At 42.3% G+C, this 24,790-nt stretch carries 22 protein-coding genes; 20 read left to right on the forward strand and 2 right to left on the reverse strand.

Going from position 1 to position 24,790, the window contains the following annotated elements; all coding sequences use genetic code 11:
• The first annotated feature begins 3 nt into the window (after positions 1–3).
• The 17 genes from recN (at position 4) to Q0110_RS03085 (ending at position 20,028) form a co-directional block, all read left to right on the forward strand.
• Positions 4–1,668: a DNA repair protein RecN gene (recN, locus tag Q0110_RS03005; protein WP_297902255.1), complete on the forward strand. Its 1,665-nt coding sequence runs from the start codon at positions 4–6 to the stop codon at positions 1,666–1,668.
• A gap of 84 nt (positions 1,669–1,752) precedes the next feature.
• Complete coding sequence (locus Q0110_RS03010; RefSeq protein ID WP_297902258.1) at positions 1,753–2,307, forward strand: hypothetical protein; 555 nt, start codon at positions 1,753–1,755, stop codon at positions 2,305–2,307.
• A 199-nt stretch (positions 2,308–2,506) separates the two neighbouring features.
• Positions 2,507–5,227: a pyruvate, phosphate dikinase gene (gene ppdK / locus Q0110_RS03015; protein WP_297902261.1), complete on the forward strand. Its 2,721-nt coding sequence runs from the start codon at positions 2,507–2,509 to the stop codon at positions 5,225–5,227.
• Between the two features lie 382 nt (positions 5,228–5,609).
• The gene (locus Q0110_RS03020) at positions 5,610–6,704 is read left to right on the forward strand and encodes a HAMP domain-containing sensor histidine kinase (RefSeq protein WP_297902264.1); all 1,095 of its coding nucleotides are present in this window, start codon (positions 5,610–5,612) and stop codon (positions 6,702–6,704) included.
• 57 nt (positions 6,705–6,761) lie between these two features.
• On the forward strand, positions 6,762–7,145 hold the full coding sequence (locus Q0110_RS03025) for a LytTR family DNA-binding domain-containing protein (protein WP_297902267.1): 384 nt from the start codon (positions 6,762–6,764) through the stop codon (positions 7,143–7,145).
• A 4-nt stretch (positions 7,146–7,149) separates the two neighbouring features.
• Positions 7,150–7,803 (forward strand): FHA domain-containing protein, encoded by a 654-nt coding sequence (locus Q0110_RS03030; protein ID WP_297902271.1) that lies wholly within the window; start codon positions 7,150–7,152, stop codon positions 7,801–7,803.
• Between the two features lie 141 nt (positions 7,804–7,944).
• On the forward strand, positions 7,945–8,199 hold the full coding sequence (locus Q0110_RS03035) for a hypothetical protein (RefSeq protein WP_297902274.1): 255 nt from the start codon (positions 7,945–7,947) through the stop codon (positions 8,197–8,199).
• Positions 8,196–8,711, forward strand: coding sequence for an FHA domain-containing protein (locus Q0110_RS03040; RefSeq protein ID WP_297902277.1), 516 nt, complete (start codon positions 8,196–8,198; stop codon positions 8,709–8,711). The genes Q0110_RS03035 and Q0110_RS03040 overlap by 4 nt, the downstream gene beginning before the upstream one ends.
• Before the next feature lie 12 nt (positions 8,712–8,723).
• Positions 8,724–9,527, forward strand: a complete 804-nt coding sequence (locus Q0110_RS03045; protein WP_297902280.1) for a protein phosphatase 2C domain-containing protein — start codon at positions 8,724–8,726, stop codon at positions 9,525–9,527.
• A gap of 23 nt (positions 9,528–9,550) precedes the next feature.
• Positions 9,551–11,374 carry a serine/threonine-protein kinase gene (locus tag Q0110_RS03050; RefSeq protein WP_297902282.1) on the forward strand — a complete coding sequence of 608 codons (1,824 nt, stop codon included), beginning with the start codon at positions 9,551–9,553 and terminating at the stop codon, positions 11,372–11,374.
• 41 nt (positions 11,375–11,415) lie between these two features.
• The gene (locus Q0110_RS03055) at positions 11,416–12,372 is read left to right on the forward strand and encodes a hypothetical protein (protein WP_297902285.1); all 957 of its coding nucleotides are present in this window, start codon (positions 11,416–11,418) and stop codon (positions 12,370–12,372) included.
• Positions 12,373–12,384: 12 nt separating this feature from the next.
• Positions 12,385–14,547, forward strand: coding sequence for a kelch repeat-containing protein (locus Q0110_RS03060; protein ID WP_297902288.1), 2,163 nt, complete (start codon positions 12,385–12,387; stop codon positions 14,545–14,547).
• A gap of 2 nt (positions 14,548–14,549) precedes the next feature.
• A complete protein-coding gene (locus tag Q0110_RS03065) occupies positions 14,550–15,446 on the forward strand; it encodes a serine acetyltransferase (protein ID WP_297902292.1) in 897 nt (298 codons plus the stop codon).
• Between the two features lie 74 nt (positions 15,447–15,520).
• Positions 15,521–15,919 carry a (2Fe-2S) ferredoxin domain-containing protein gene (locus tag Q0110_RS03070; RefSeq protein WP_297902295.1) on the forward strand — a complete coding sequence of 133 codons (399 nt, stop codon included), beginning with the start codon at positions 15,521–15,523 and terminating at the stop codon, positions 15,917–15,919.
• Between the two features lie 21 nt (positions 15,920–15,940).
• Positions 15,941–17,731: an NADH-ubiquinone oxidoreductase-F iron-sulfur binding region domain-containing protein gene (locus tag Q0110_RS03075; RefSeq protein WP_297902297.1), complete on the forward strand. Its 1,791-nt coding sequence runs from the start codon at positions 15,941–15,943 to the stop codon at positions 17,729–17,731.
• Between the two features lie 14 nt (positions 17,732–17,745).
• The gene (locus Q0110_RS03080; protein ID WP_297902299.1) at positions 17,746–19,536 is read left to right on the forward strand and encodes an NADH-dependent [FeFe] hydrogenase, group A6; all 1,791 of its coding nucleotides are present in this window, start codon (positions 17,746–17,748) and stop codon (positions 19,534–19,536) included.
• Between the two features lie 3 nt (positions 19,537–19,539).
• A complete protein-coding gene (locus tag Q0110_RS03085) occupies positions 19,540–20,028 on the forward strand; it encodes an NAD(P)H-dependent oxidoreductase subunit E (protein ID WP_297902302.1) in 489 nt (162 codons plus the stop codon).
• A gap of 63 nt (positions 20,029–20,091) precedes the next feature.
• Here Q0110_RS03085 and Q0110_RS03090 read toward each other — a convergent pair whose 3' ends face one another.
• On the reverse strand, positions 20,092–21,057 hold the full coding sequence (locus tag Q0110_RS03090) for a TPM domain-containing protein (RefSeq protein WP_297902305.1): 966 nt from the start codon (positions 21,055–21,057) through the stop codon (positions 20,092–20,094).
• Positions 21,058–21,071: 14 nt separating this feature from the next.
• Positions 21,072–21,659 (reverse strand): LemA family protein, encoded by a 588-nt coding sequence (locus tag Q0110_RS03095; RefSeq protein WP_297902308.1) that lies wholly within the window; start codon positions 21,657–21,659, stop codon positions 21,072–21,074.
• A gap of 329 nt (positions 21,660–21,988) precedes the next feature.
• Between Q0110_RS03095 and Q0110_RS03100 the strand changes: the two genes are divergently transcribed.
• Genes Q0110_RS03100 through Q0110_RS03110 form a run of 3 tightly spaced genes read left to right on the forward strand, consistent with a single transcriptional unit; the run spans position 21,989 to position 24,780 of the window.
• Positions 21,989–23,356, forward strand: coding sequence for a cytochrome c peroxidase (locus Q0110_RS03100; RefSeq protein ID WP_297902311.1), 1,368 nt, complete (start codon positions 21,989–21,991; stop codon positions 23,354–23,356).
• An 18-nt stretch (positions 23,357–23,374) separates the two neighbouring features.
• A complete protein-coding gene (locus tag Q0110_RS03105) occupies positions 23,375–23,836 on the forward strand; it encodes a septal ring lytic transglycosylase RlpA family protein (RefSeq protein ID WP_297902313.1) in 462 nt (153 codons plus the stop codon).
• Between the two features lie 11 nt (positions 23,837–23,847).
• Positions 23,848–24,780, forward strand: a complete 933-nt coding sequence (locus tag Q0110_RS03110) for a UDP-glucuronic acid decarboxylase family protein (protein WP_297902316.1) — start codon at positions 23,848–23,850, stop codon at positions 24,778–24,780.
• Positions 24,781–24,790 lie beyond the last annotated feature (10 nt).

A 24,790-nucleotide genomic window follows, 5' to 3' on the forward strand; every position in this document is an offset into this window, starting at 1 on the left:
GCCATGTTGAAATCCTTATTTATACAGAATTTTGTCTTGATAGACAGTTTGGATATCCATTTTGATAAAGGTTTCTCTGTGATAACGGGTGAGACCGGAGCGGGAAAATCAATCATATTGGGAGCCTTGTCATTAGTGTTAGGGCAACGTGCTGATGGCAAGAGTATAAAGAACGGTTCGGATAAATGTGTGATCGAAGCTGTATTTGACGTTTCTAAATATCAATTGGAGCCTTTCTTCCTAAGTAACGACCTTGAGTATGACGCTGATAGTTGCATCTTGCGCCGAGAACTTTATGCCTCAGGGAAATCCCGTGCTTTCGTCAATGATTCTCCGGTATCCCTTACGATTCTAAAAGATTTAGGAAGTCGTTTAATCGATATCCATTCGCAGCACCAGAATCTATTGTTGGGAGATAACCGTTTTCAATTGAAAGTGATCGATGTAATGGCTGAAAATGAGATTTTACTTATTCTTTATAAGAAAGAATTTACCCGCTATCAGGCATTACGAAAGGAACTAAAAGATTTAAAGGAAAAAGCGGCTCAAAGTAAACAGGAGGAAGATTATATTCGCTTTCAATTAGAGCAATTGGAGGAAGCGAACCTTCAACCGGGCGAGCAAGAGGAGTTGGAACAAGAGCAAGAGACTCTCTCTCATGCAGAGGAGATCAAAAGCTCTTTATATAAGGTAACTGAATTGTTGGATGGCGAAGAGCAAGGAGCTATTCAAATACTGAAAGAAGCCCTTTCCACCGTAGATTCCATAGAAAGGTGCTTCCCGAAAGCTAGAGAGATATCCGAACGAATCCGTTCGGCATATATTGATTTGAATGATCTGGCTTCTGAAACAGATGTTTTAAAGGAGGATGTAGAGTTTAACCCTGAACGACTGGAATGGGTGAACGAACGTTTGAATACTCTTTATACACTTCAACAAAAGCATCGTGTTTCTACCGTGAGTGAATTGATCGCTATACGGGATCAATATCAAGCGCAATTGGATGCGATCGACTCTTTCGATGAGCAAATTGACCTATTAGAAAGCCAATTGGATGCTTCGTATAAAGAATTACTTCAACAAGCTTCTATACTTAGCGAGCAACGGAAAATCGCTTCTACGGCGATGGCCTCACAATTGGTCAAGATGATTATCCCGCTAGGAATGCCAAATACCCGTTTCCGGGTGGACATTATTCCTCGCAAGGAACCGGAGAGTGATGGCATGGACGATATCCGGTTTATGTTCTCGGCAAATAAGAGCGCAGACTTACAGCCTGTAGCTCAAACCGCTTCAGGAGGAGAGATCTCCAGATTGATGCTTTGTATTAAGGCTATGATTGCGGGTTTCACCGCTTTGCCGACTATTATTTTTGATGAGGTAGATACGGGTGTCTCTGGCGATATCGCCGATAAAATGGGGGATATCATGCAAGAACTCGGTATGAAGATGCAAGTCTTTGCTATTACTCATTTGCCTCAAATAGCGGCCAAAGGACAAGTTCATTATTTTGTTTATAAGAAAGATACCAAAAACCGTACATTTACGCATATCAAGCAATTAGAGGGGGAAGAACGTGTGAATGAAGTCGCTCGTATGTTGAGTGGGGCTTCGCTGACAGAGGCTTCTTTAGCCAATGCAAAAGATTTGTTAGGAATCAAGGATTAAACCTTCCTGGAGCAAGACCGTCTTAAATAGAGGAATTTGATATAAAAACGATTTGCGTTATTATTAACTTAAAATTGAAAAGGAATGAAACGAGTCTGTTTATTATGTATACTGGCCATATTGTGTAGTTTACCTGCTTATAGCCAGTTTTGGATCAGTTTTGAGTGGAATGAGCCGCATTGTCAAAATTGCCTTTGGATGGAACAAGCGATGCATTTGCCCGCTCGTCAGGCTGCGGAATATCATAAGATTATCCATAAATATGGGCAAAAAATAGAAAAAGAGGCTCGCTGTGATTATCGTCATTGGGATCGGGCCGCTCATCGTATTTATAATCTACGTATGGAAAGAGATCGTAAGATCCAACGTATATTGACTCCGGACCAGTTCAGTCTGTATGTCCGTTTTGTAAGGGAACATCCGCAACGTATCCATGATTATCGGGGATGGTATGCGAATCCAAGATATCCGGACCGCCACCCGTCTCACGAATGTTGTCGTTATGAAGATAATTATTGGAATTACCACTGGGGTACTATCCACCCTGACAATCACAGGAGATATGATCGGCATAAGCCTAATAGACATAGAGGGTGTGATAATTGTTGTCGTGACTACCGAAGGCCACCGAAACCGTAAGCTAGCAAACTTCCGCACGCAAATATAAGCATTTACTAAATATAAATGGTGAAGAATAGTTGTAAAACATGTAAAAATCTTTAATGCTATTTGTGTTTGCAAAGTAGAAATAGCATATATTTGCAGCATTGCAAAGTTGAGATAGCAATAATATAATTGAAATCAACAAAACTAGAATCTAAATTCAATACTGTCGAATATGGAAAGAAAAAGAGTTTACACATTCGGAAATGGAAAAGCCGAAGGTAAGGCAGATATGAGAAATCTGCTGGGTGGTAAAGGTGCTAACCTTGCCGAAATGAATTTGATAGGTGTACCGGTTCCTCCGGGATTCACGATTACAACAGAAGTTTGTACTGAGTATTACGAATTAGGTAAAGATAAGGTCGTAGAGTTGCTGAAGGCAGATGTTGAAAAAGCGATCGCTAACATAGAGACGCTAATGAACTCTAAGTTTGGTGATGTTGCCAATCCTTTGTTAGTTTCAGTTCGTTCCGGTGCCCGTGCTTCTATGCCGGGTATGATGGATACGATCTTAAACCTTGGTTTGAACGATGAGGTAGTAGAAGGTTTGTCTCGAAAGACGGGTAACGCTCGTTTTGCTTGGGATTCTTACCGTCGTTTCGTTCAAATGTATGGTGATGTCGTATTGGGAATGAAACCGACAAGTAAAGAGGATATTGATCCGTTTGAGGAGATTATCGAGGAGGTAAAGAAAGCGAAAGGCGTTAAATTGGATAATGAGCTTGATGTTGAAGACTTAAAAACATTGGTCTCTAAATTTAAAGCGGCCGTTAAAGCCCAAACTGGACAAGATTTCCCGACCTGTGCTTATGAGCAATTGTGGGGAGCTATTTGCGCCGTATTTAATAGCTGGATGAACGAGCGTGCTATCCTATACCGTAAGATGGAAGGTATTCCTGACGAGTGGGGTACTGCGGTTAGCGTACAAGCCATGGTTTTTGGTAATATGGGTGATACTTCTGCCACAGGTGTTTGTTTCTCTCGTGACGCTGGTAACGGTGAAGACTTGTTTAATGGCGAGTATTTGATTAACGCTCAGGGTGAAGATGTAGTGGCAGGTATCCGTACCCCGCAACAGATTACAAAGATCGGTTCACAACGTTGGGCAGAGCGTGCAGGGATTGCGGAAGAAGAACGCATCGCTAAATATCCATCCATGGAGGAAGCCATGCCGGAAATTTATAAGCAATTAGATGCTATCCAGGAAAAATTGGAGAATCATTATCGTGATATGCAGGATATGGAATTTACCGTACAGGAAGGTAAACTTTGGTTCTTGCAAACTCGTAACGGCAAACGTACCGGTGCCGCTATGGTGAAAATCGCTATTGATTTGTTACATCAAGGTATGATTGATGAGAAAACAGCATTGAGCCGTATCGAGCCGAATAAATTGGATGAATTACTTCACCCGGTATTCGATAAAAAAGCTGAGAAGTTGGCAAAAGTATGGGTAAAAGGTTTGCCTGCTTCTCCGGGAGCTGCAACCGGACAGATTGTATTTTTTGCTGAAGATGCCGCTAAATGGCATGCTGATGGTAAAAGAGTTGTTATGGTCCGTATAGAGACTTCCCCGGAAGATTTAGCAGGTATGGCTGTCGCTGAAGGTATTCTTACCGCTCGTGGAGGAATGACTTCTCATGCGGCTGTTGTAGCTCGCGGTATGGGTAAGTGTTGTGTATCCGGAGCTGGGGCTTTAAATATCGATTATAAGAATAAGACCGTAGACGTTGACGGTGTAACCTTGAAAGAAGGTGATTATATCTCAATTAATGGTACGACTGGAGAAGTGTATGTCGGACAGGTTGAGACGAAAGCCGCAGAGTTGTCAGGAGATTTCGCTGAATTAATGACTCTGGCTGATAAATATACGAAACTACAAGTTCGCACAAACGCAGATACGCCTCACGATGCTTCTATCGCACGTAGTTTTGGTGCCGTTGGTATCGGTCTATGCCGTACGGAACATATGTTCTTTGAGGGCGAGAAGATTAAAGCTATGCGTGAAATGATCTTGGCCGAAGATGCCGAAGGTCGTAAGAAAGCATTAGAAAAGATTCTTCCTTATCAAAAAGAGGATTTCAAGGGTATTTTCAAAGCTATGGCTGGATGCCCCGTTACTGTTCGTTTGCTTGATCCACCTTTGCATGAGTTTGTTCCTCATGATTTAAAAGGACAAGAGGAAATGGCTGAAACAATGGGTGTATCTGTTAAAGAAATCCAGAAACGTGTAGAATCCCTTTGTGAGCATAATCCTATGTTGGGGCATCGTGGTTGCCGTTTGGGTAATACATACCCAGAAATCACGGAGATGCAGACTCGTGCGATTTTAGGTGCCGCTTTGGAATTGAAGAAAGAAGGTATCGAGGCTAAACCGGAAATTATGGTGCCATTAACAGGTATCTTATATGAGTTCAAGGAACAAGAGAAAGTAATTCGTAATGCGGCTGAAGAGTTATTTAAAGAAGTTGGCGATCGTATCGATTTTAAAGTTGGTACGATGATCGAAATACCTCGTGCGGCATTAACTGCGGATCGTATTGCCTCTAGCGCTGAATTCTTCTCATTTGGAACGAATGATTTAACCCAAATGACATTTGGTTACTCTCGCGATGATATCGCTTCTTTCTTGCCGGTTTACTTAGAGAAGAAGATCTTAAAAGTGGATCCGTTCCAAGTTTTAGACCAAAACGGTGTAGGACAGTTGGTTCGTATGGCAACAGAAAAAGGTCGTGCCATTCGTCCGGATCTGAAATGTGGTATTTGTGGTGAACATGGAGGTGAGCCTTCTTCTGTTAAGTTCTGCCATAAGGTTGGCTTGAATTATGTATCATGTTCACCTTTTAGAGTTCCTATCGCTCGTATCGCAGCGGCGCAGGCGGCTATAGAAGATTAATCAAGAATTTGATTTTTAATAGTTTAAGCACACGATAGACAAGGAGGGTAGATTGAGTGATCAATCTATCCTCTATTTTTTTGATAATCATATTATGATATTGTATATCAAATTATTATAAGGATAGGAGTAGAGTTAAAACGGCTGTTTTAATCGTTCGTTTTAATTAGTCGTTTACAAATGTCGTAAAAAACATTTACATGTGAAAGCTAAAAAGACCTTAGATCGTAATTTTAATGCGGCTTTTGGAGCATTTTATTAAACTTACTATATCCTTGCAAGATAATAGATATAAACGACTAATTAAAACGAACGATTAATTCATTCGTTTTCACGGTAGGAGCTTCTTTTTGCGTAAAAATATAATGAGAAATGGATATATATGAATACAACGTTAAGCATAGAGTTCGAACCTTTCTTTTCCCAAATAAGCCATCATTCCAAGATAGGTTGTGCAAAATATGATCTATCCACCGGGGAAGGAGTGGCAATGGAACAATGGTACCTGAATATGGGGGAAGTTCCGGGAACTCCACTAGACCAGATAGTAGGTATATATTCCAAGGTTCAACCTGAGGATCGTGAAAGCATGAAAGTTTCCTTAAATCGAATTGTTCGTGAAGAAACAGATCATGACCAAAAGGAAGTCCGGGTTAAGGATGGTGAGGGATGGAAATGGATTCGTCAGGATACAATAGAGGTAGGAGGCGAGAAGTCAAGACAAATCTTATTGCTGATGAATTATGATATATCTGAACTGAAAGCCATGGAAAAACGAATGCTCGAAGCGGAGAAGCTAGGTCGCTTGAAATCTGCTTTTTGGGCGAACATCAGCCATGAGATTCGTATGCCATTAAATGCGATTGTCGGATTTTCTTCTCTTTTAGAGGATGAGGAGGATTATGAAATGAGACAAAATTATATCCGTATCATTCAAACCAATAATGAATTATTATTAGGTATTATTAATGAGGTATTGGATTTGGCTAGGATTGAGTCTGATATCATGACTTTCAATTTTACGGAGTTTGATCTGAAGCAATTGCTCGAAGAAACCGTATCGTCTTTCCAAATCAAGGTCTCGGAAGGAGTGACTTTGGGCTATCCGGACTCATTGGATTCTTTTGTATTTCGCTCCGACCGTATTCGTTTGAAGCAAATTCTCGGTAATTTTATAACCAATGCGATAAAGCATACCTCCATGGGGCGTATTACTGTATCATATGAAGTCACAGAGAAAGAAGTTTTATTATCTGTGATCGATACAGGTGAAGGAATACCGGAGGAAACAATGCTTCACGTGTTCGATCGTTTTTATAAAGGACATAACCAAAAACAAGGGACAGGACTTGGACTTGCCATCTGTCAGAATATAATCGAAAAATTAGGAGGGCATATCGGTGTCTCTTCTGAACTAGGGAAGGGCTCTCGTTTTTGGTGTACTTTACCAATCTTTCCCCGAAAAGATGTCAACTGAATAAAGAAAATACGTATATTTGTTTCTTAAAGAGAAACGAAAAAACAATTTCTACGTATGGAGCGGTATTTAATAATAAAAACAAGGGATGAGTTGTTGCGCATTAAGATTGGTCAGATCCTTTATTTTGAAGCAGACAGGAACTATACGAAACTATTGTTATCAAATGGCATCCAATTTACTTTTGCCATAAATATCGGAAAAATAGAAGAAATCCTAGAAAAGCAAGTCGCAGGTTGTAACAAGATATTAATGCGTGTCGGAAAAAGTCATATCATAAATAAGAATCATATCTTACAAATAAATCTACCAAAACAACGTTTGTTGCTATTGACGGAAGAAGGTAAGCCCAAGGAGTTGGTAATATCTAAGGATCCGTTGAAAGTACTGAAAGATACTCTTGAGAAGGAGATGGGGAAGCCCCAGGAAGAAAAAGAATAAGACCATGATTATAAAGATAGGAAAGGCAGAAGATAACGATTTTGTCGTTAACGATCCTCATGTAAGCCGCCATCATGCCCGCTTGATACGTGAGGATGGTGGTAATTTATTATTAGAAGATTTGGGATCTACCAACGGAACGTTCGTGAATGGAACGCAAGTTGTGAAGAAACGTGTTACTCCCACTGATCATGTTCAATTGGGAGATAATTATAATTTAAATCTTTCCGAAGTTCTTAAATATAATAACGATTATAGCGAGGAATTTGCCGCATTGAAGAAAGTTTATGATGATTATATTCAAGAAAAGGTAAAGATTCAATCCTCTAATCAGTTTAAAACTAGATTGTTCCAATCCTTACCATTTGCTTTACCAGGAGTAGTGGGGGTAGTGGTAGGTTTTTTAGGAAAAGGTAGCCCGGAACTATTTGGTGTCAGTCTTCTGATAACAATTTGTGCCCCTACGGTAGGAATTTATTTAGGAGCTAAGCAATCGGCAAAAATACCTCAGCAATTACAAGATATCGCCAATCAATTCAAGATAGACTATGTTTGTCCGAAATGCGGGACATTTTTAGGTGAGATCCCCTGGGAATCATTGAAAAACCGGAAACAATGCCCCGTTTCTTCCTGTAAGGCTAAATGGGTGAGAGAATGAGCCTTTCTTTTCGTATAGTAAAACAGCCTCTTTTGTACATGAAACCCAAATGTTTGATTATAAGAGAGAATAGTAAGTTTATTAATCCATTGCTTTTTGTACTTTTGTTTCCGGAATATTAACGATTTAGGAACAAAGGTTATGCAAGAAGAGGAATATACATTCGTGACTTTAGACGGCAATGACATTATGCCAGCAGACGCTGTCATAGTGGATGTAGAGGGAGGTGGTGTTGACTTAGGAGATGCCGTGGTTATAGACAATAGCAGTATCGAATCTTTCGATCATTCAGACTTTATAACACTGGCAGACGATACCGTCATGCTTTCCGATACAGATATGATGGATCTGTACTCTACGGATATGGATGGTGCAGATATTTCATTTATCATATGATCGCGGTTAAATGTCCACATTGCCATGTAGGATTGAAGGTAGACGAGGGGAAAATCCCCCTCGGTATTACCTCTTTTAAGTGTCCGAAATGTAAAAAATCTATTCCTTTGTCCTTATTATCCGAAAAAAGTAATCTTCAGGAAGTCGATTCCGATACGATTCTAGTGACACCAGTCAAGAGCGGAATCGGCAGACTGACGGTTCTTCCTGATGCCGATACACCTGAACAAGCGTTTCCTCTTCACGAAGGTAAGGTTGTTATTGGCCGGAAGTCAAACGCCTCACAAGCTACTATGCCAATTATCACGGCTGATCGTACGATGAGCCGTGAGCATATTTGTATTGAGGTGAAAAAAGATCCAAAAGGTGGATATAAACATTTCCTTACCGATAATAATAGTAAAAATCATACGTTATATAATAACAGTTACTTAGAGAATGGCGAGGTAGTCGTGCTCAATGATAATGACGAAATTATTATTGGCCGTACAGTCTTGCGTTTTAATGAATAAAACTCATTTGTTATGATTATAACGATTGATAAGCCATGTGCCGTTACGGAAAAAGGAGGCAGATCGAATAACGAGGATTCTATTTATCCACTTCCTGAACAAGTAACCTTTGACCAAAAATTGTTTATGGTGTGCGATGGTGTTGGTGGAGCCGAGAAAGGAGAGGTCGCAAGTTTTTTAGCTTGCGAGTCTATACAAACATTCTTTTCGACATTCCTGAAAGGTGATCTTACTCCTGAATTTATCCATAAGGCCGTGCACTATACGGAAGTATGTTTTGATTCTTATGTTCAAGAACATTCTGAGGCGATGGGTATGGCCACTACGCTTACTATGGCTTATATCGCTTCCACCGGAATCGTGTTGGCTCATATCGGGGATAGTCGGGCTTATTATCTGAGAAAGGGGAAAGTTTTATATCAAACAGAAGATCATTCCTTGGTAAACTCATTAGTTAAGTTAGGTAAGATCACTCCGGAAGAGGCGTTGACCCATCCTCAACGGAATGTGATTATCCGGGCGATACAAGGTACCCATTCTTCAACAGAGGCCGATGTTATCACCTTGAGTGACATACAACCCGGAGATTTCATATTCCTTTGTACGGATGGGGTCTTAGAAAGATTGAAGAGTGAAAAAATAGCAGAGATTTTTGATGGTCATTTATCTGTTCCCGAAATAAAAGACGCTATTCTGGAGGCTTGTGATGGTAAGACGCGGGATAACTTTTCTTTTTACATCATACCTATTCAAAAAGTGCAAGATAGCATGGGGTTTAAGCAAAATATTCTCTCTTTTCTTTATTCTTTTGTATAAATAACGTACTTTTGGCAGATTAAATGGAATTATTCAAGGTTATGAATCTGCCAGACGGACATCTTCTTCAAAACGGAAAATACAGACTTACTCATGTGGTTGGTCAAGGTGGTTTTGGCATAACCTACAGAGGAGTTTGGTACACAGAGGTTAAAGGATCTTTAGGTACCGTAAAGACTGAGGTCCCGATCTGTGTCAAGGAATATTTCTTCAAGGATTATTGTTATAGAGACCCTGGTTCCCAGGCCGTAAAGGTTCATTCGGAGACGGGAAAAGCCTTGTTTAACAAGTTTAAGGAAAAACTGATTAAAGAGGCAAAGATCTTATCGGAAGTTCATCATCCCTATATCGTAAATGTACTGGAGGTTTTTGAAGAAAACAATACGGCGTATATTGCCATGGAGTATATTTCCGGTTTCTCGTTAAAATATATGCTTGAGAAAAATGGGATATTACCCGAAGCAACAGTCCTTAAATATGTGCGGCAAATTGGAGAGGCATTACAATTCGTTCATGATAAGAGTATCTTACATTTGGATATTAAGCCCAGTAACATTTTGATCGATAAGAATGGGAACGCTCGATTAATTGATTTCGGGGTCAGCAAACGTTATGATATTGAGCAGGAGGAGACCAGCACTACAATGTTGACACTTTCTAAAGGATTCGCTTCCATAGAACAATACGATAATGAAGGAACACAAGTGTTCTCACCTCGTCCGGATATCTATTCGTTAGGAGCCACGATGTATAACCTGTTAACGGGAAAAATCCCTACGGAATCTATACTCCGTGCTACACGTCCTTTGCAAAAACCTTCGGAAATCAATGCGGCGATTAGTCCGAAGACAGAGGCTGCTATCATAAAAGCGATGCAGATCATTCCGACGGATCGTTTTAATACAGTAGGAGAGATGTTGGCTTCTTTGGATTTTTCTCAAGCAGAAAAAGAGGTTCCGGTTGTATCCAACCCATTACCTGAATTTGCGAATGAGGAAACAACAGTGATCTATTCATCCTCCACAGATTCTAAATTAGCGGGATCGGATGACGAGGAGACTGTCATTAATGTGGTTAATCCACCCATTGTGGAGCCTGTAATGGAAAAGAAAAGTTCCAAAAAGAAAATAATTCCTATTGGAATTGCTATATTTGTCGTGGTAGGATCTGCTACGGCCCTTTTGGTGCATAATAATAGACCAGCGGAAGAGGTTGTTGGAAATATTGATTTGCCTTCAGCGGCAGATCAGGATAGCAGTGTCATGGAATCTGTGGTCGTGGAAAATGTAGAGATGCCGAATGATTCCGTTTCACAGGTGAGACGACCTGTCTCGGAGGTAAAAACAGAGGAGCAAGCACCTAAAGTGAAAGAGGAGCAGCCATCGGAAACTGAGCATACGGTAGAAGAGAATGTTCTTCCGGATCAGCCTTCGGAAAATGAGATAAATGAGAAATATGACTCATTAATCACATCCGGCAAGGAAAAAATGGCTAAAGCTGATTATTCAGGTGCTAAGAAAGATTTGTCAGAGGCAAAAGATACGAAACTTACGGAAGAGGTAGTTCGATTGATTATCGCTTGCGATGAGAAAGCCGAGGAAAAACGTATAGCGGACAAAAAGGCTCAATACGAGGAAAAAATGGCTTTCGGTAGATATAAGATCGTACGTAAGAAGTCAAACAATAGATACGGGGCAATCGATTCGAAAGCGGAAGAACGTATCCCTTGTAAGTACTTAAGTGTCGGTATCGCAGATAATGGTCGAGCGTTCGAACGGGAAGATAATTTGTTTGATATTTATAATTCTGATGGATCATTGATTAGCGAAGGTCTTACTTATTATTGATTGTAACATTATGGACTACTAAACATGTATTTACCTATTATATGAAAAGACTTTGGATATTGATGATATGTGTGGTATTTCCTTTAGGTCTGATGGCGCAACAGCATACGGAATACAATCGTAAGGGAGACGAAGCGATGAAACGTCTTGATTATAGTGACGCTAAAATGTGGTATGAAGAAGGTGTATCGCAATGCGACGCATACAGCATAAACCAGTTAACCACGATTTGGCTTTCTAACGAGCGAATGCGTCCTTCTATGCGTAGCTTAATGAATAAATGCTTAAATTGTCTGACTGTCAAGGCCACGGAAGATGATCCGGATGCTATTTCTAAATTAATCATTTATTATTCGGAAGGTATCGGAACCCCTAAAAGTGAGGAGTTGGCTACCTATTGGAAAGAGTACCAAGAAATGTTGTTAAAGCCGGTGGAAACCGAATCCCAACCGGTAGACTCCATTGTGGTATCCCCTAGAAAACGGATGAAGTTTTTTGTGGGGTATTCGTATTCGATCGAGTCGCCTTATGGAATCACGGTTGGAGGTTTGGGACAACGTTTGGGTTGGTATGTACGTTTTAAGACGAATATGTCTTTTATGAATTACACGGACGAATGTAATAACCAAGGACAGATTATCAAATTCTCTAATTCAGAGGGAGAATCCTATGAGCTTAACACAAGTAAATCCTCGAAGACAAACAGTGTGGCAGGAACGGTCGGTTTAATCGTAAAATGTTTCCCTTGGTTGTATGCCTCCGTTGGTTTAGGATATGGTGAAAGAGCTCTGCTACATTCTTTTACGACCCATTCTTATGAAAACTATGATAGTACGAGGGAAATATGGTGCCGGAATATTGATTCCTCATATAAAGGGGTCGCCGCCGAGGTTGATTTGATGATGAAAATAACGAACTCTGTATTTATCAGTGTTGGATGCAATACTGTTAATTTCAAATATTTAGATTTAAATGCAGGTTTAGGTATATTCTTTTAATATTGATTGTCTATGAAACATATATACTTACTTTTCTCTATCATACTTGCGATTTTACTAATGGCTGGATGTGTAAATGATCCGGATATTGATAGTGGTATTCGGAACGCGAAAAAGCCTTCTGTTAAAACAGATGAGATATTGAAATCCACAGCTAGTTCCGTGACAGTATCGGGAGAAGTCTTGCAAGAAAACGGAGCTCCGGTGACAGAAGCCGGTTTTTGTTGGAGTACGGAATCGACTTTTACATTAATAGAAAAAAACAAGAAAGCCGTATCCAAGCGCAAGGTAAAATATGAGGCTACGATCGATGGTTTAACCAATGATCAGGCTTACTATATCCGGGCTTATGCGATCAATGCGGTAGACACCGCTTATGGAGATATTCTTCCTTTTAAGACAAAAGATGGATTAGGAAGTGTTAAGACCCTATCTCCGGTCGATGTAATGTCTACTTCCGTTCAATGTGGAGGCGTGATCACCAAACAGGGAGAAGCAGAGATTGAAGAAAGAGGTGTTTACTTAATGTTGAATCCGGAACCTTCAGTGGCAGACTCTACAATTCGCATAGACATGGAGGCCGATTCGTTTTATTGTACGATCTCCGGTTTAAAACCGGAAACTACCTATTATGTCAGAGCCTACGCAAAAAGTAAATATGGTGAATATAACGGGGCAAAAATAGAGACCTTTAAAACCACGAATGGTCGTCCTGTATTAGATGATAGTAAATTCAAGAAAATAACGACAGAATTTACCTATGCGGAGTTTTCCATGGAAATAACGAGTGAGGGAGATTTACCGATCACGGCATGTGGCTTTTGTTTTAGCACCGATAAGTTTCCGACAATAGAAAATGGTGATACGATTATTTGTGGAGCGGGTATCGGAGAGTTTAGTGGTAAAATCTATGATATGCAACAGCAGAAAGGGTATTATGTACGTGCCTATGCAACCAATGATTTAGGTACGACTTATAGCGTAGGCGAAGGTATCCATACGATTCTGGAAAGCGAATTGCCTACAGTCAACACCAAGGAGGTATCTGGCCTAAAGAACGGTTCCGCTTGGGTCGGAGGAGAGGTTTTGGCTGAAGGCGCCTCGCCAGTTACAGAGGCTGGCGTATGTTGGGGTACTAGCCCTAGCCCAGCCTTCGATAATTGTGAAGGTGCCCTAGCCCTTTCTTCCGGTATACAATCGTTTACAGGTACGATAAATGAATTAAGGGGGGGGACAACCTATTATTTGAGGGCTTATGCTAAAAATGAAAAAGGTATAGCTTATGGGGAAGATGTCTATTTTCAAACTCCGGACATATTTGGAGCGGGGATAAGGTTTGAGGGTGCTTTCCGGATACCAGGATCTACCTCGTTCTGTACCTTAGCTAATAGTACGGGATTTTTATTAGGTGGTGATACAGGTCGGGAGTACACGGATGAGCTTTGGGGATATATGACCTCAAAGAAAGAGTGGCTGCCTTTAAGATCCCAGCCTGAAAAGTTATCGGGGCAAGCATGTTTCAGTATCGGATTTGGCCTATGGACTTTCGGAGGTTTAGACAACACGGGGAAAATATGTGACAGTCTATATGTATATTCTACGTCAGATAATTCATGGAGTGCGGTACAAACAGATCTGCAACGTCCTAAAGGCATGTATCGTGCGACGTGTTGCAGGATGGAAAGTCGTGCGTTCCTTATAGGTGGACGTAGGGGCAATGAATTAATTGATGAAGTTTGGACTTACGAGCCGGCAGCCTTCATTTGGAGTAAGAAATCTAAATTCCCGATTAAACAATATGGTGGAATATCCGTTGTAATAGGAGGTCGTATATATGCAGGGTTAGGTATTATTAATAAAACAGATCCTTCCTTGGAGTATACGACAGAACTTTGGTCTACAGATGGAGACGCTGTAGTTTGGGAAAAAGAGGCGTCATTCCCCGGAAAGATGCTTTTATGTGCTGTCGCTTACGGTAATTATATTTATGGAGTGGACGGGGATGGTTATATTTGGCGTTATGATCCGGATACCCAAAACTGGAGCCAGAAGTCTCAACTACCTGCGGCTAACAGATCTGTCCATTGCATGTATGTCTTAGATGATTATATTTATATCGGTTTAGGCAATGCCTCTAACTCATTAATCAGTTACGATCCTACTTGGGATAATTAAAGATGAATAGAACAACGATCTTAGAACAGATACAAAAGAACGTAGAACGGTTATCGACTCCTGATGTAACGGAATATAAGTATATCCCATTACATCAGAAACCGTCACCATCAGTCGCGGCGTTGCAAGAAATCATGCGTTTATTGCGTACGGTTATCTTTCCCGGTTTTTTTGGTACGGAGCAAGAGGCTCAGATAGGTTCTATCCAATATTATACGGGGGTCTATCTAGAGAAGATATATGATCTTTTGCAAGAGCAAATATATAATGGACTCTGTTTTGAGGTAGAGCGTTGCTGCGATTCCAAGGATCGGGCTTCCGAGATCTCGATTGCTTTTATCAACCGGATTCCTCATATCAAATATTTGCTGTCTACAGATGTGAAGGCTATCCTAGATGGTGATCCGGCGGCTAAAAGCGTAAGTGAGATTATATTCTGCTATCCAGCGGTCTATGCGCTTTTACATCAACGAGCTGCTCATGAGTTATTTAAACTCGGTGTACCGGTACTTCCTCGTATTATTACGGAAATGGCACATTCGCAAACCGGGATCGACATTCACCCCGGGGCGCAGATCGGGGAATACTTCAGTATTGATCATGGAACGGGTGTTGTGGTGGGACAAACGGCTATTATCGGGAACCACGTCCGCCTTTATCAAGGAGTGACACTTGGGGCCAAGAGTTTTACGTTGGATGATGAAGGACTTCCTATGGACTTGCCTCGTCATCCGATTATCGAAGACCATGTAACGATTTACTCAAATGCGTCTATTTTAGGACGGATAACCATTGGTCGAGGGTCCATTATCGGTGGTAACATCTGGCTTACCCATAGCGTACCTCCCAATTCTAAGATATCCCAAACACGAGCCGAAGAAAAATTCATGGAAATATGATATTATTTAAAAGAGATTCCGTATGTTTGTACAAATGACATTACGGTGTTTTCCTTAAATGATAGAATATAACCATGAACAAAGTTAAGACATTAGATGATCTTAAGAAAATGCGCGAGTCTCTTCGTGCGTCTTTAGATCTGCGTGAAAAAAGCAATACTCCCGATCAACTCGTACAAATCAAGGTCTCTATGGCTACTTGCGGTATAGCTGCTGGAGCCAAGGAAATAATGAGTTATTTTATTGAAGTTTTAAACCGGGAGAATATTGATGCGTTGGTTACCCAAACCGGATGTATGGGATATTGTTATGCGGAGCCTACCATCGAGATCAAGCTACCGGGTAAAGAGCCATTGGTATTCGGCTATGTCGATAAAACAAAGGTTGAAGAGATCATAAACAAGTATATCCGTCAGGGCATCTTGGTAGATGGAATCATTCCTGTGACTTATACCGCCGTAAAACCCGAATAAGAAATTTAATATCTTACATAAATGGCACAATACACGAATTATATATTGGTGTGTGGTGGCACAGGTTGCCGCGCATCACAAAGTGAGCAGATCATAGAGAATCTGAAAGCCGCCGTCGATCAATACGGCTTGGAAGATACCCAAGTAATCCGTACCGGGTGCTTTGGTTTCTGCGAGAAAGGCCCGGTGGTTAAGATGATCCCCGATAATACTTTTTATGTACAAGTACAACCATCCGACGCAGATGAAATCGTACGAGAACACTTGGTAAAAGGCCGTAAGGTTGAACGGTTACTTTACGTGAATCCGGAGACTCATGAGCTAGTACCAGATTCTAAACACATCGGATTCTATAAGAAGCAATTACGAATCGCCTTGCGGAATTGTGGTTTTATCAACCCGGAGAATATCGACGAGTATATCGCTCGCGATGGTTATGTGGCTTTGGGAAAAGCTTTGGTGGAAATGACCCCCGAGGAGGTAATCAAGGAAATCATGGATAGCGGCTTGCGGGGGCGTGGCGGAGGTGGTTTTCCTACTGGCTTGAAATGGCAGATTACCCGTAAAGTGCAAGCACCTCAGAAATATGTAGTTTGTAATGCGGATGAAGGTGATCCGGGAGCTTTTATGGATCGTTCCATTCTAGAAGGAGATCCACATTCGATAGTAGAGGCTATGGCAATCAACGGATATTGTACGGGAGCCAGTAAAGGATTGGTGTATATTCGTGCCGAATATCCATTAGCCGTAGAGCGTTTGAAGATCGCCATACGGCAAGCGAAAGAATATGGATTGTTGGGTGAGAATATATTCGGAACAGATTTCTCTTTCGATATTGAGATCCGGTACGGTGCCGGGGCTTTTGTTTGTGGGGAGGAGACCGCTTTGATTCATAGTATGGAAGGGTTACGAGGCGAGGCCACCGTAAAGCCCCCGTTCCCTAGTGAACATGGTTATAAAGGTTGTCCTACCAATGTAAATAATGTAGAGACTTATGCGAATATCCCGGTTATCTTATTAAGAGGTGCTAAATGGTTCAGTAGTATCGGAACGGAGAAAAGCAAAGGAACAAAAGTATTTGCCTTGGCCGGGAAAGTGAACAATGTAGGATTGATCGAGGTTCCAATGGGTACGACCTTACGTGAGGTTATCTTCGGGATCGGCGGGGGTATTAAAGATGGAAAAAAGTTCAAGGCCGTACAAACCGGTGGTCCTTCAGGGGGTTGCTTGACTGAAAAACATCTTGATCTTCCTATTGATTATGATAATTTACTTAGCGCGGGGTCTATGATGGGTTCCGGTGGTATGATTGTCATGGATGAAGATGATTGTATGGTAGCCATGGCCAAGTTTTATCTAGATTTTACGGTAGAGGAATCTTGTGGTAAGTGCGCTCCATGCCGTATCGGTAATAAACGCCTACATGAGATCTTACAGAAGATTACCAGTGGAAATGGAACCGAAGACGATTTGACACGTCTGCGGAACCTGGCGACAGTGATTAAGGATACCGCTTTATGTGGTTTAGGGCAGACCTCCCCAAATCCGGTTTTATCTACGATGGATAACTTCTATGATGAATATCTGGCACATGTTCGTGAACATCGTTGTCCATCTCATCAATGCCGGGAACTTACTCAATATTTCATCAATCCGGAAAAATGCAAAGGATGTACGCTCTGTGCCCGTGTTTGTCCGGTACATGCGATTACGGGAGACCGGAAGATTCCTCATATAATCGATCCGCAATCCTGTATACGTTGTGGAACCTGTATGGAAAAGTGTAAGTTCGGAGCGATTTATGTTCACTAAATTCATTTACAATCATGGAAACAATAAAATTAATCATAGATAATAAAGAAGTGGAAGTACCGAAAGGAACTACCATTTTAAATGCCGCGAAAAGTGTGGGTATCCACATCCCGACACTTTGTTACATGAAGCTGGAGGACTTACATTACGAGAATAATCCGGGAGCCTGCCGTATTTGTGTCGTAGAGATCGAGGGACGTCGGAATTTGGCTCCATCCTGTAAGATGGAATGTACGGAAGGTATGGTTGTACGGACACATACCCCTCGGGTAATGAATGCCCGTAAGACCGTGATGGAACTGATTCTCTCAAACCATCCGGCAGAATGCCTGACATGTAGTAGTAACGGGCATTGCGAATTACAGAAGATAGCACACGACTTAGGGATCCGTGAGATCCGGTATAAAGGAGACATGTCGACGTTTACTATAGACCGTTCTCCTTCCATTGTCCGGAACATGAATAAATGTATCATGTGCCGCCGTTGCGAGACTATGTGTAATACGATACAGACAGTTGGTGCCTTAACAGCCGTGAACCGGGGATTTAACGCTGCCGTATCAACGGCTTTTGAGCGAGATATGGCTGGAAGTACCTGTTCTTATTGCGGGCAATGCGTATCTGTTTGCCCTGTTAACGCACTTAGCGGACGTAACACCCAACAACCGGTCTTGGATGCTTTGGCCGATCCAACAAAAATCGTTATCGCCCAAACTGCGCCCGCGGTTCGTACTGCTTTGGGACGTGATTTCGGGTATGAGCCGGGTACATTGGTTACGGGTAAGATGGTTTCCGCTTTGCGTCAACTGGGCTTTGATTATGTATTTGATACGGACTTTGCCGCCGATTTGACCATAATGGAGGAAGGTACGGAATTATTGCACCGTTTAGGTCGTTACTTGAATGGAGACAAAGAAGTGAAGATACCATTAATGACAAGTTGCTGCCCGGGTTGGGTTAGCTTTGTGGAGCAACATTTCCCTGAGTTACGGGATAATCTGTCTACGGCCAAAAGCCCACAGCAGATGTTCGGGGCAATCGCTAAGAGTTACTTTGCCGAGAAGTTAGGGATAGACCGTAAGAACTTGGTAGTCGTATCTATCATGCCTTGCCTAGCGAAAAAGTATGAGGCTAGCCGTCCGGAGTTCAGCGTGGAGGGTAATCCTGACGTGGATTATTCGATCTATACCCGTGAGCTAGCCCGTTTGATTCGTTATGCGAATATAGACTTCAAGGAATTACCGGATGGAGAGTTTGATCGTCCATTGGGTGAATCCACCGGGGCGAGTGTTATTTTCGGTACTACGGGTGGTGTTATTGAAGCCGCTTGCCGTACGGCTTACGAATTATATACGAAAAAAAATCTGGATAAAGTAGACTTCGAAGAGTTACGCGGACTGGAGGGCATCCGTAGCGCTACAGTCGATTTTGACGGTACTCCGGTGAAGATCGGTATCGCCCATGGCCTGGGAAATGCCCGTAAATTGATCGAAGAAATAAAAAACGGCACATCACCTTATCATGCGATCGAGGTGATGGCTTGTCCGGGAGGTTGTATTGGCGGTGGAGGACAACCATTCCACCGGGGCCGTATGGAAGTACTTCGTCGGCGTGCCGCCGCTCTTTACAGGGAAGACGCTAACAAACCACTTCGCAAGAGTCACGAGAATCCCTATATCCAGCAATTGTACAAAGACTATTTGGGAGAACCTTGCGGACCGAAAGCGCATGAATTATTGCATACCCATTATATAGACCGGAAGGAAGTAGTCGGTATGTATACAGAAACTGAAAAAAGTAAATAAGCCATGAATGAGATACATTTGCCTAAAACAAAAGTAGCGGAGCTACATGCGATATGTGCCGAACGAAACAATGATCCCGGGGAGTTAATCAATATCTTGCACGCCGCTCAAGGCTTGTTCGGATATTTACCACCGGAGGTCCAACAGGTTATAGCTACCGAATTAAATATCCCTGTATCGAGAGTATACGGCGTGGTTACTTTCTATTCATTCTTTACGATGACCCCTAAGGGGAAATATCCCATCTCGGTTTGTTTGGGTACGGCCTGTTATGTACGTGGAGCGGAAAAAGTCCTAGAGGAAATGCAACGGCAATTGGAAATAAAGGTCGGAGAGACTACGCCAGACGGTCTGTTCTCTTTAGATTGTCTACGCTGTGTCGGTGCTTGCGGGTTGGCTCCGGTAGTCATGATCGGAGGGAAGGTTTATGGAAGGGTTACTCCTGAGAAGGTCCGGGATATACTTTCCGATTACTATCTAAAAGAACAATAAGTCTAAAAAACAAGCGGTCTCGTTGGCTTTACGAGACCGCTTGTGTAATATGGAGCAATATTTTCAGAATCGGCTGATTGAACCTCCACCACCGGAACTTCCTCCTCCCCAGGAGCCGCCTCCACCTCCGCTAAAGCCACCGAATCCACCACCACCCATAATAATAGGGCCTCCACCTCCCCGGTGTATCCGGTCAATGGTATGTTTATGTTTCTCGGTATATCCGCAATTCTTACAGCGGTATACATCTTCGGCCAGACCTTCCGAGAAATGAGTCGCCTCCCGAATTACTTGTTGGCCCATATAAACAAAGGTTTTCTTTCCACAACGAGGGCATACTTTCGGGCGGTGTTTCAAGTATGCGATAAATGCGGAGATGCCGATCATACCGACCATCCCCACCACGAATATCCATATAAAATCATTATCGGACGAGGAAGAAGAACGGTTACCGGTCATACCTGCCCGCTCATAATCGCTAGACATTAAATATTTGGTAACGGCCATGACTCCTTTCTGCATTCCGGCACTATAATCCCCGGCTTTTAAGTCCGGTATCATATATCGCTGTTGAAGCCGGTAGCAAATAGCGTCGGGAAGAACTCCTTCGATACCATATCCCGTCTCGAAAACGACCGAACGCTGGGTTGGCTCCGTTACTAACTGGATCAACAAACCGTTGTCTTTATTCTTTTGGCCCAGCCCCCAATACTTGAATAAATCCGTGGCGAACATCCGGGCGTCATTATCTCCGATACTATTCACGGCAACGACAGCCACCTCGATACCTAGGCTGTCTTCCACAACATTTAGTAATTGGTTGATACGTACTACGTCATCCGGGGTAATGATACCATCCGGATTACTGACGTGGTTCAATCGGTTGGAAAGACGTACGTTCGGAATAGTCTCGATCGAATAATCCTTAGCGGCGAAAATAGAGGAGGCGAAACCGATCAGTAATAAACCGATCCACAAAAGGCTTGCCGAACGCTTACGCCTAGATCCCATATTCTTTATCTCACTCATTCAGCGAAGGATTATTAGAATTCTACCTTAGGAGCCTTATCTGCGCCAGATTCAGCGGTAAAATAAGCTTTCGATTGGAAACCGAACATTCCAGACAATATATTGTTCGGGAATTGGCGAATATAGGTATTATAAGATTGAGCAACCTCATTAAAACGTTTACGTTCTACCGAGATACGGTTTTCGGTCCCTTCCAATTGCGCTTGAAGCTCCATGAAATTCTGGTTTGCCTTTAAATCCGGATAACGCTCTAGAACAAGCATCAAACGAGAGAGGGCGTTTCCTAATTCCCCCTGTGCGGACTGGAATTTCTTCAAAGATTCCTCGGTAAGGTTGGAAGGATCGATTGTAGTCTTTGTCGCCTCGGCACGAGCGCTGACCACGCCTTCTAAAGTCTCTTTCTCATGTGCGGCGTATCCTTTTACCGTGTTTACCAAATTCGGGATCAAGTCCATACGGCGTTGGTATTGGTTCTCAACTTGGCTCCATGCGGTTTTTACACCCTCGTCTTGAGTCACCATATTATTATACACACCTTTCACCCAGAAGAATAATATCGCTACGATAGCGATGATTATCCATACAACTTTGTTCTTAAACATCTTTGCCTTATAATTTATTGATTATACATAACGGGGCAAAGCTATATAAAAAAATTGGATTATCCACATAGCGGTTGGCGGCAGCTTATAACTGCGATTGGCGACTGCTAATAACGGGCAGTATAACATCCTTATATTGCCCGTTGTTAGAACCTCATACTAGGCATTATAAAAAAGGGCTTATTGCGATGAACCGGACGGAAGCTCGCCACATAAATTCCATTTATCTTCTCATAGATAAAACATATCAATGAAATCCAAGGCTTTTTAAGACGCATGTAAGTGAATTGTTCTATATTTGCGCTTAATAAATCTAAATAAATATAGTTATGCGTAAAACAATTTATGCTAAAATGGCGGTGTTACCGGTAGGACTCTGCGCTTTAGCTTTTACGGTTACTTCGTGTGGTTCTTCCGAGTACAAGAAATTCACCGGCAATGAAGGTAAGCAAGTTGCCTCTATCCTTCGGGAGAACGACTGTCTGGCTTGCCACTCTGAAAATGCGCCTCTGCCATTTTACGGTAATTTACCGTTAATCAGTTCTATGGTGCAAGCAGACATGAAAGAAGCTGCTCTCTATGTGGACTTGACCTCTATGGTGGAAGCATTGGAGAACGACCAGCCCGTTTCAGAGGTAGACTTGGCGAAAGTAGAGAATACGGCCTTGAGCGGTTCTATGCCACCGGCTAAGTATTCTCATATGCCGATGCACTGGGGAACCAGCCTTGACAACAATGAAAAAGCGGTGATCATCTCATGGGCGAAGAATGTCCGTAAAGATCATTTTACGACCGAAACCGTAGCGGAAGAATTTAAGAATGAGCCCCTTCAGCCTCTTATGAAGAGCTTGCCTACAGATCCGGCAAAGGTGGAGTTAGGTTTCGCCTTATATCATGACACTCGATTGTCGGCAGATAATACGATCTCTTGTGCCACTTGCCATGGTTTAAACACAGGTGGTGTGGACCGCAAGCAATACTCGGAGGGCATTAATGGGCAGTTTGGTGGCGTTAACGCTCCGACCGTGTATAATGCGGCGCTTAATTTTGTTCAATTCTGGGACGGACGTGCGGCAGACCTGAAAGAGCAAGCAGCCGGTCCTCCTTTGAATCCGGTAGAAATGGGTTGTACCTCATTCGACCAGATCTGCGAGGCTTTAGCGCAAGATAAGGATTTCACGAAGAAATTCACGGAAGTGTATCCGGAAGGATACTCCCAATCTACGATCACGGACGCTATCGCGGAGTTTGAGAAGACTTTGCTTACGCCAAGTCGTTTCGATAAATACTTGATGGGAGATAAAAACGCACTTACAGCGGAAGAATTGGAGGGGTATCAACTATTCAAGGACAATAAATGCGCTACTTGCCACGTTGGTGTAAATATCGGTGGTCAATCTTACGAGTTCATGGGTATTAAGAACAGCTATTTCGATTACCGGAATACAGGATTGACGGACGGAGATAACGGACGCTATGCCGTGACTAAGAAAGAATCCGATCGTCATAAGTTCAAGACCCCGACACTTCGTAACGTAATGTTGACTTATCCGTACATGCATGATGGGACAGTAGCCTCTGTAGAGGACGCTATCCGTATTATGCATGAATTTCAAGTCGGAAGAAAGATCAATGACGTAGAGACTGAAAAAATCGTTGTTTTTCTAAGGACTTTGAATGGAGAAATGCTTCAATAATTAGTTAAAAAAAGACATATGTCCTTCCGCTTGTTCTACATATTCCTTATATTTGTCACGTTTAAATGTGGAGAAGGAATATGGGCACAAGAGGAAGGGCTTGCTTCGTATTACCACCATCGTTTCCACGGTAGGAGATCATCTAGTGGAAGGATTCATGATAAGGACGAATTAGTTGCCGCGCACCGCACGTATCCTTTTGGTACTTTTTTAAGAGTCACGAATTTGGAGAACATGAACAGTGTCATCGTATGCGTGACGGATCGTGGGCCTTATTATAGAAAACGGATCATTGATGTATCAGCAAGCGCCGCCGAAATATTGGGATTTATCGATAAAGGTATCGCTAAAGTACGGATAGAAGTTGTTCCCGGCCCTTTAGACCTTCGCTATCTGGATTTGATCTATCCGAAGATTCCTTATCTGGATATAGATTACTTACGTCCGGATCCACCTTATAGGATCAAATTTACGAAATAATATTAGTACAAATGAAGCAAATTCTTATCACCGGGGGGGCCGGCTTTATCGGATCTCATTTATGCGCTCGTTTATTGGACGAAGGAAATGAGGTAATTTGTTTGGATAACTATTTCACGGGAAATAAGGAGAATGTGATACCTCTGTTGAAAAACCCACATTTTGAGTTGATCAGGCACGATGTTTCGACACCGTTTTATGCGGAGGTCGATGAGATTTATAACTTGGCGTGTCCTGCGTCTCCTGTTTATTATCAAATAGACCCGATACAGACGATCAAGACATCCGTGTTAGGAGCGGTCAATATGTTAGGTCTGGCAAAACGGGTAAACGCCAAGATATTGCAAGCCTCTACCAGTGAGGTATACGGTGATCCTATCGTGCATCCGCAGCCGGAGAGTTATTGGGGAAATGTAAATCCGATAGGGTCTCGCTCTTGTTATGACGAGGGCAAACGTTGCGCCGAGACTTTATTTATGGATTACCATCGTCAAAACAAGGTTCGCATCAAAATTATCCGTATCTTCAATACCTATGGGCCTAATATGAGTACGAACGATGGCCGTGTCGTTTCTAATTTCATCATACAGGCATTACAAAATAAGGATATTACGATTTATGGAGACGGAACCCAGACTCGCAGTTTCCAATATGTAGACGATTTGATCGAGGGAATGATTCGTATGATGAATACCTCGGATGATTTTATCGGTCCGGTAAATATCGGAAACCCGGGAGAGTTCTCGATGAATGAATTAGCTAAGATCGTGATTCGTTTGACGAACTCTTCCTCTAAGATCGTATATCGCCCGCTACCGGGAGACGATCCGAAACAACGTAAGCCCGATATTACGTTGGCTAAGGAAAGATTAGGAGGTTGGGAACCCACGGTTTGTTTAGAGGAAGGGCTGAAGAAAACGATATTGTACTTTAAATCCCTCTAATAAACTTCTA

It is taken from the genome of uncultured Parabacteroides sp., from assembly GCF_947855115.1.
In the GTDB taxonomy this organism is placed as follows: domain Bacteria; phylum Bacteroidota; class Bacteroidia; order Bacteroidales; family Tannerellaceae; genus Parabacteroides.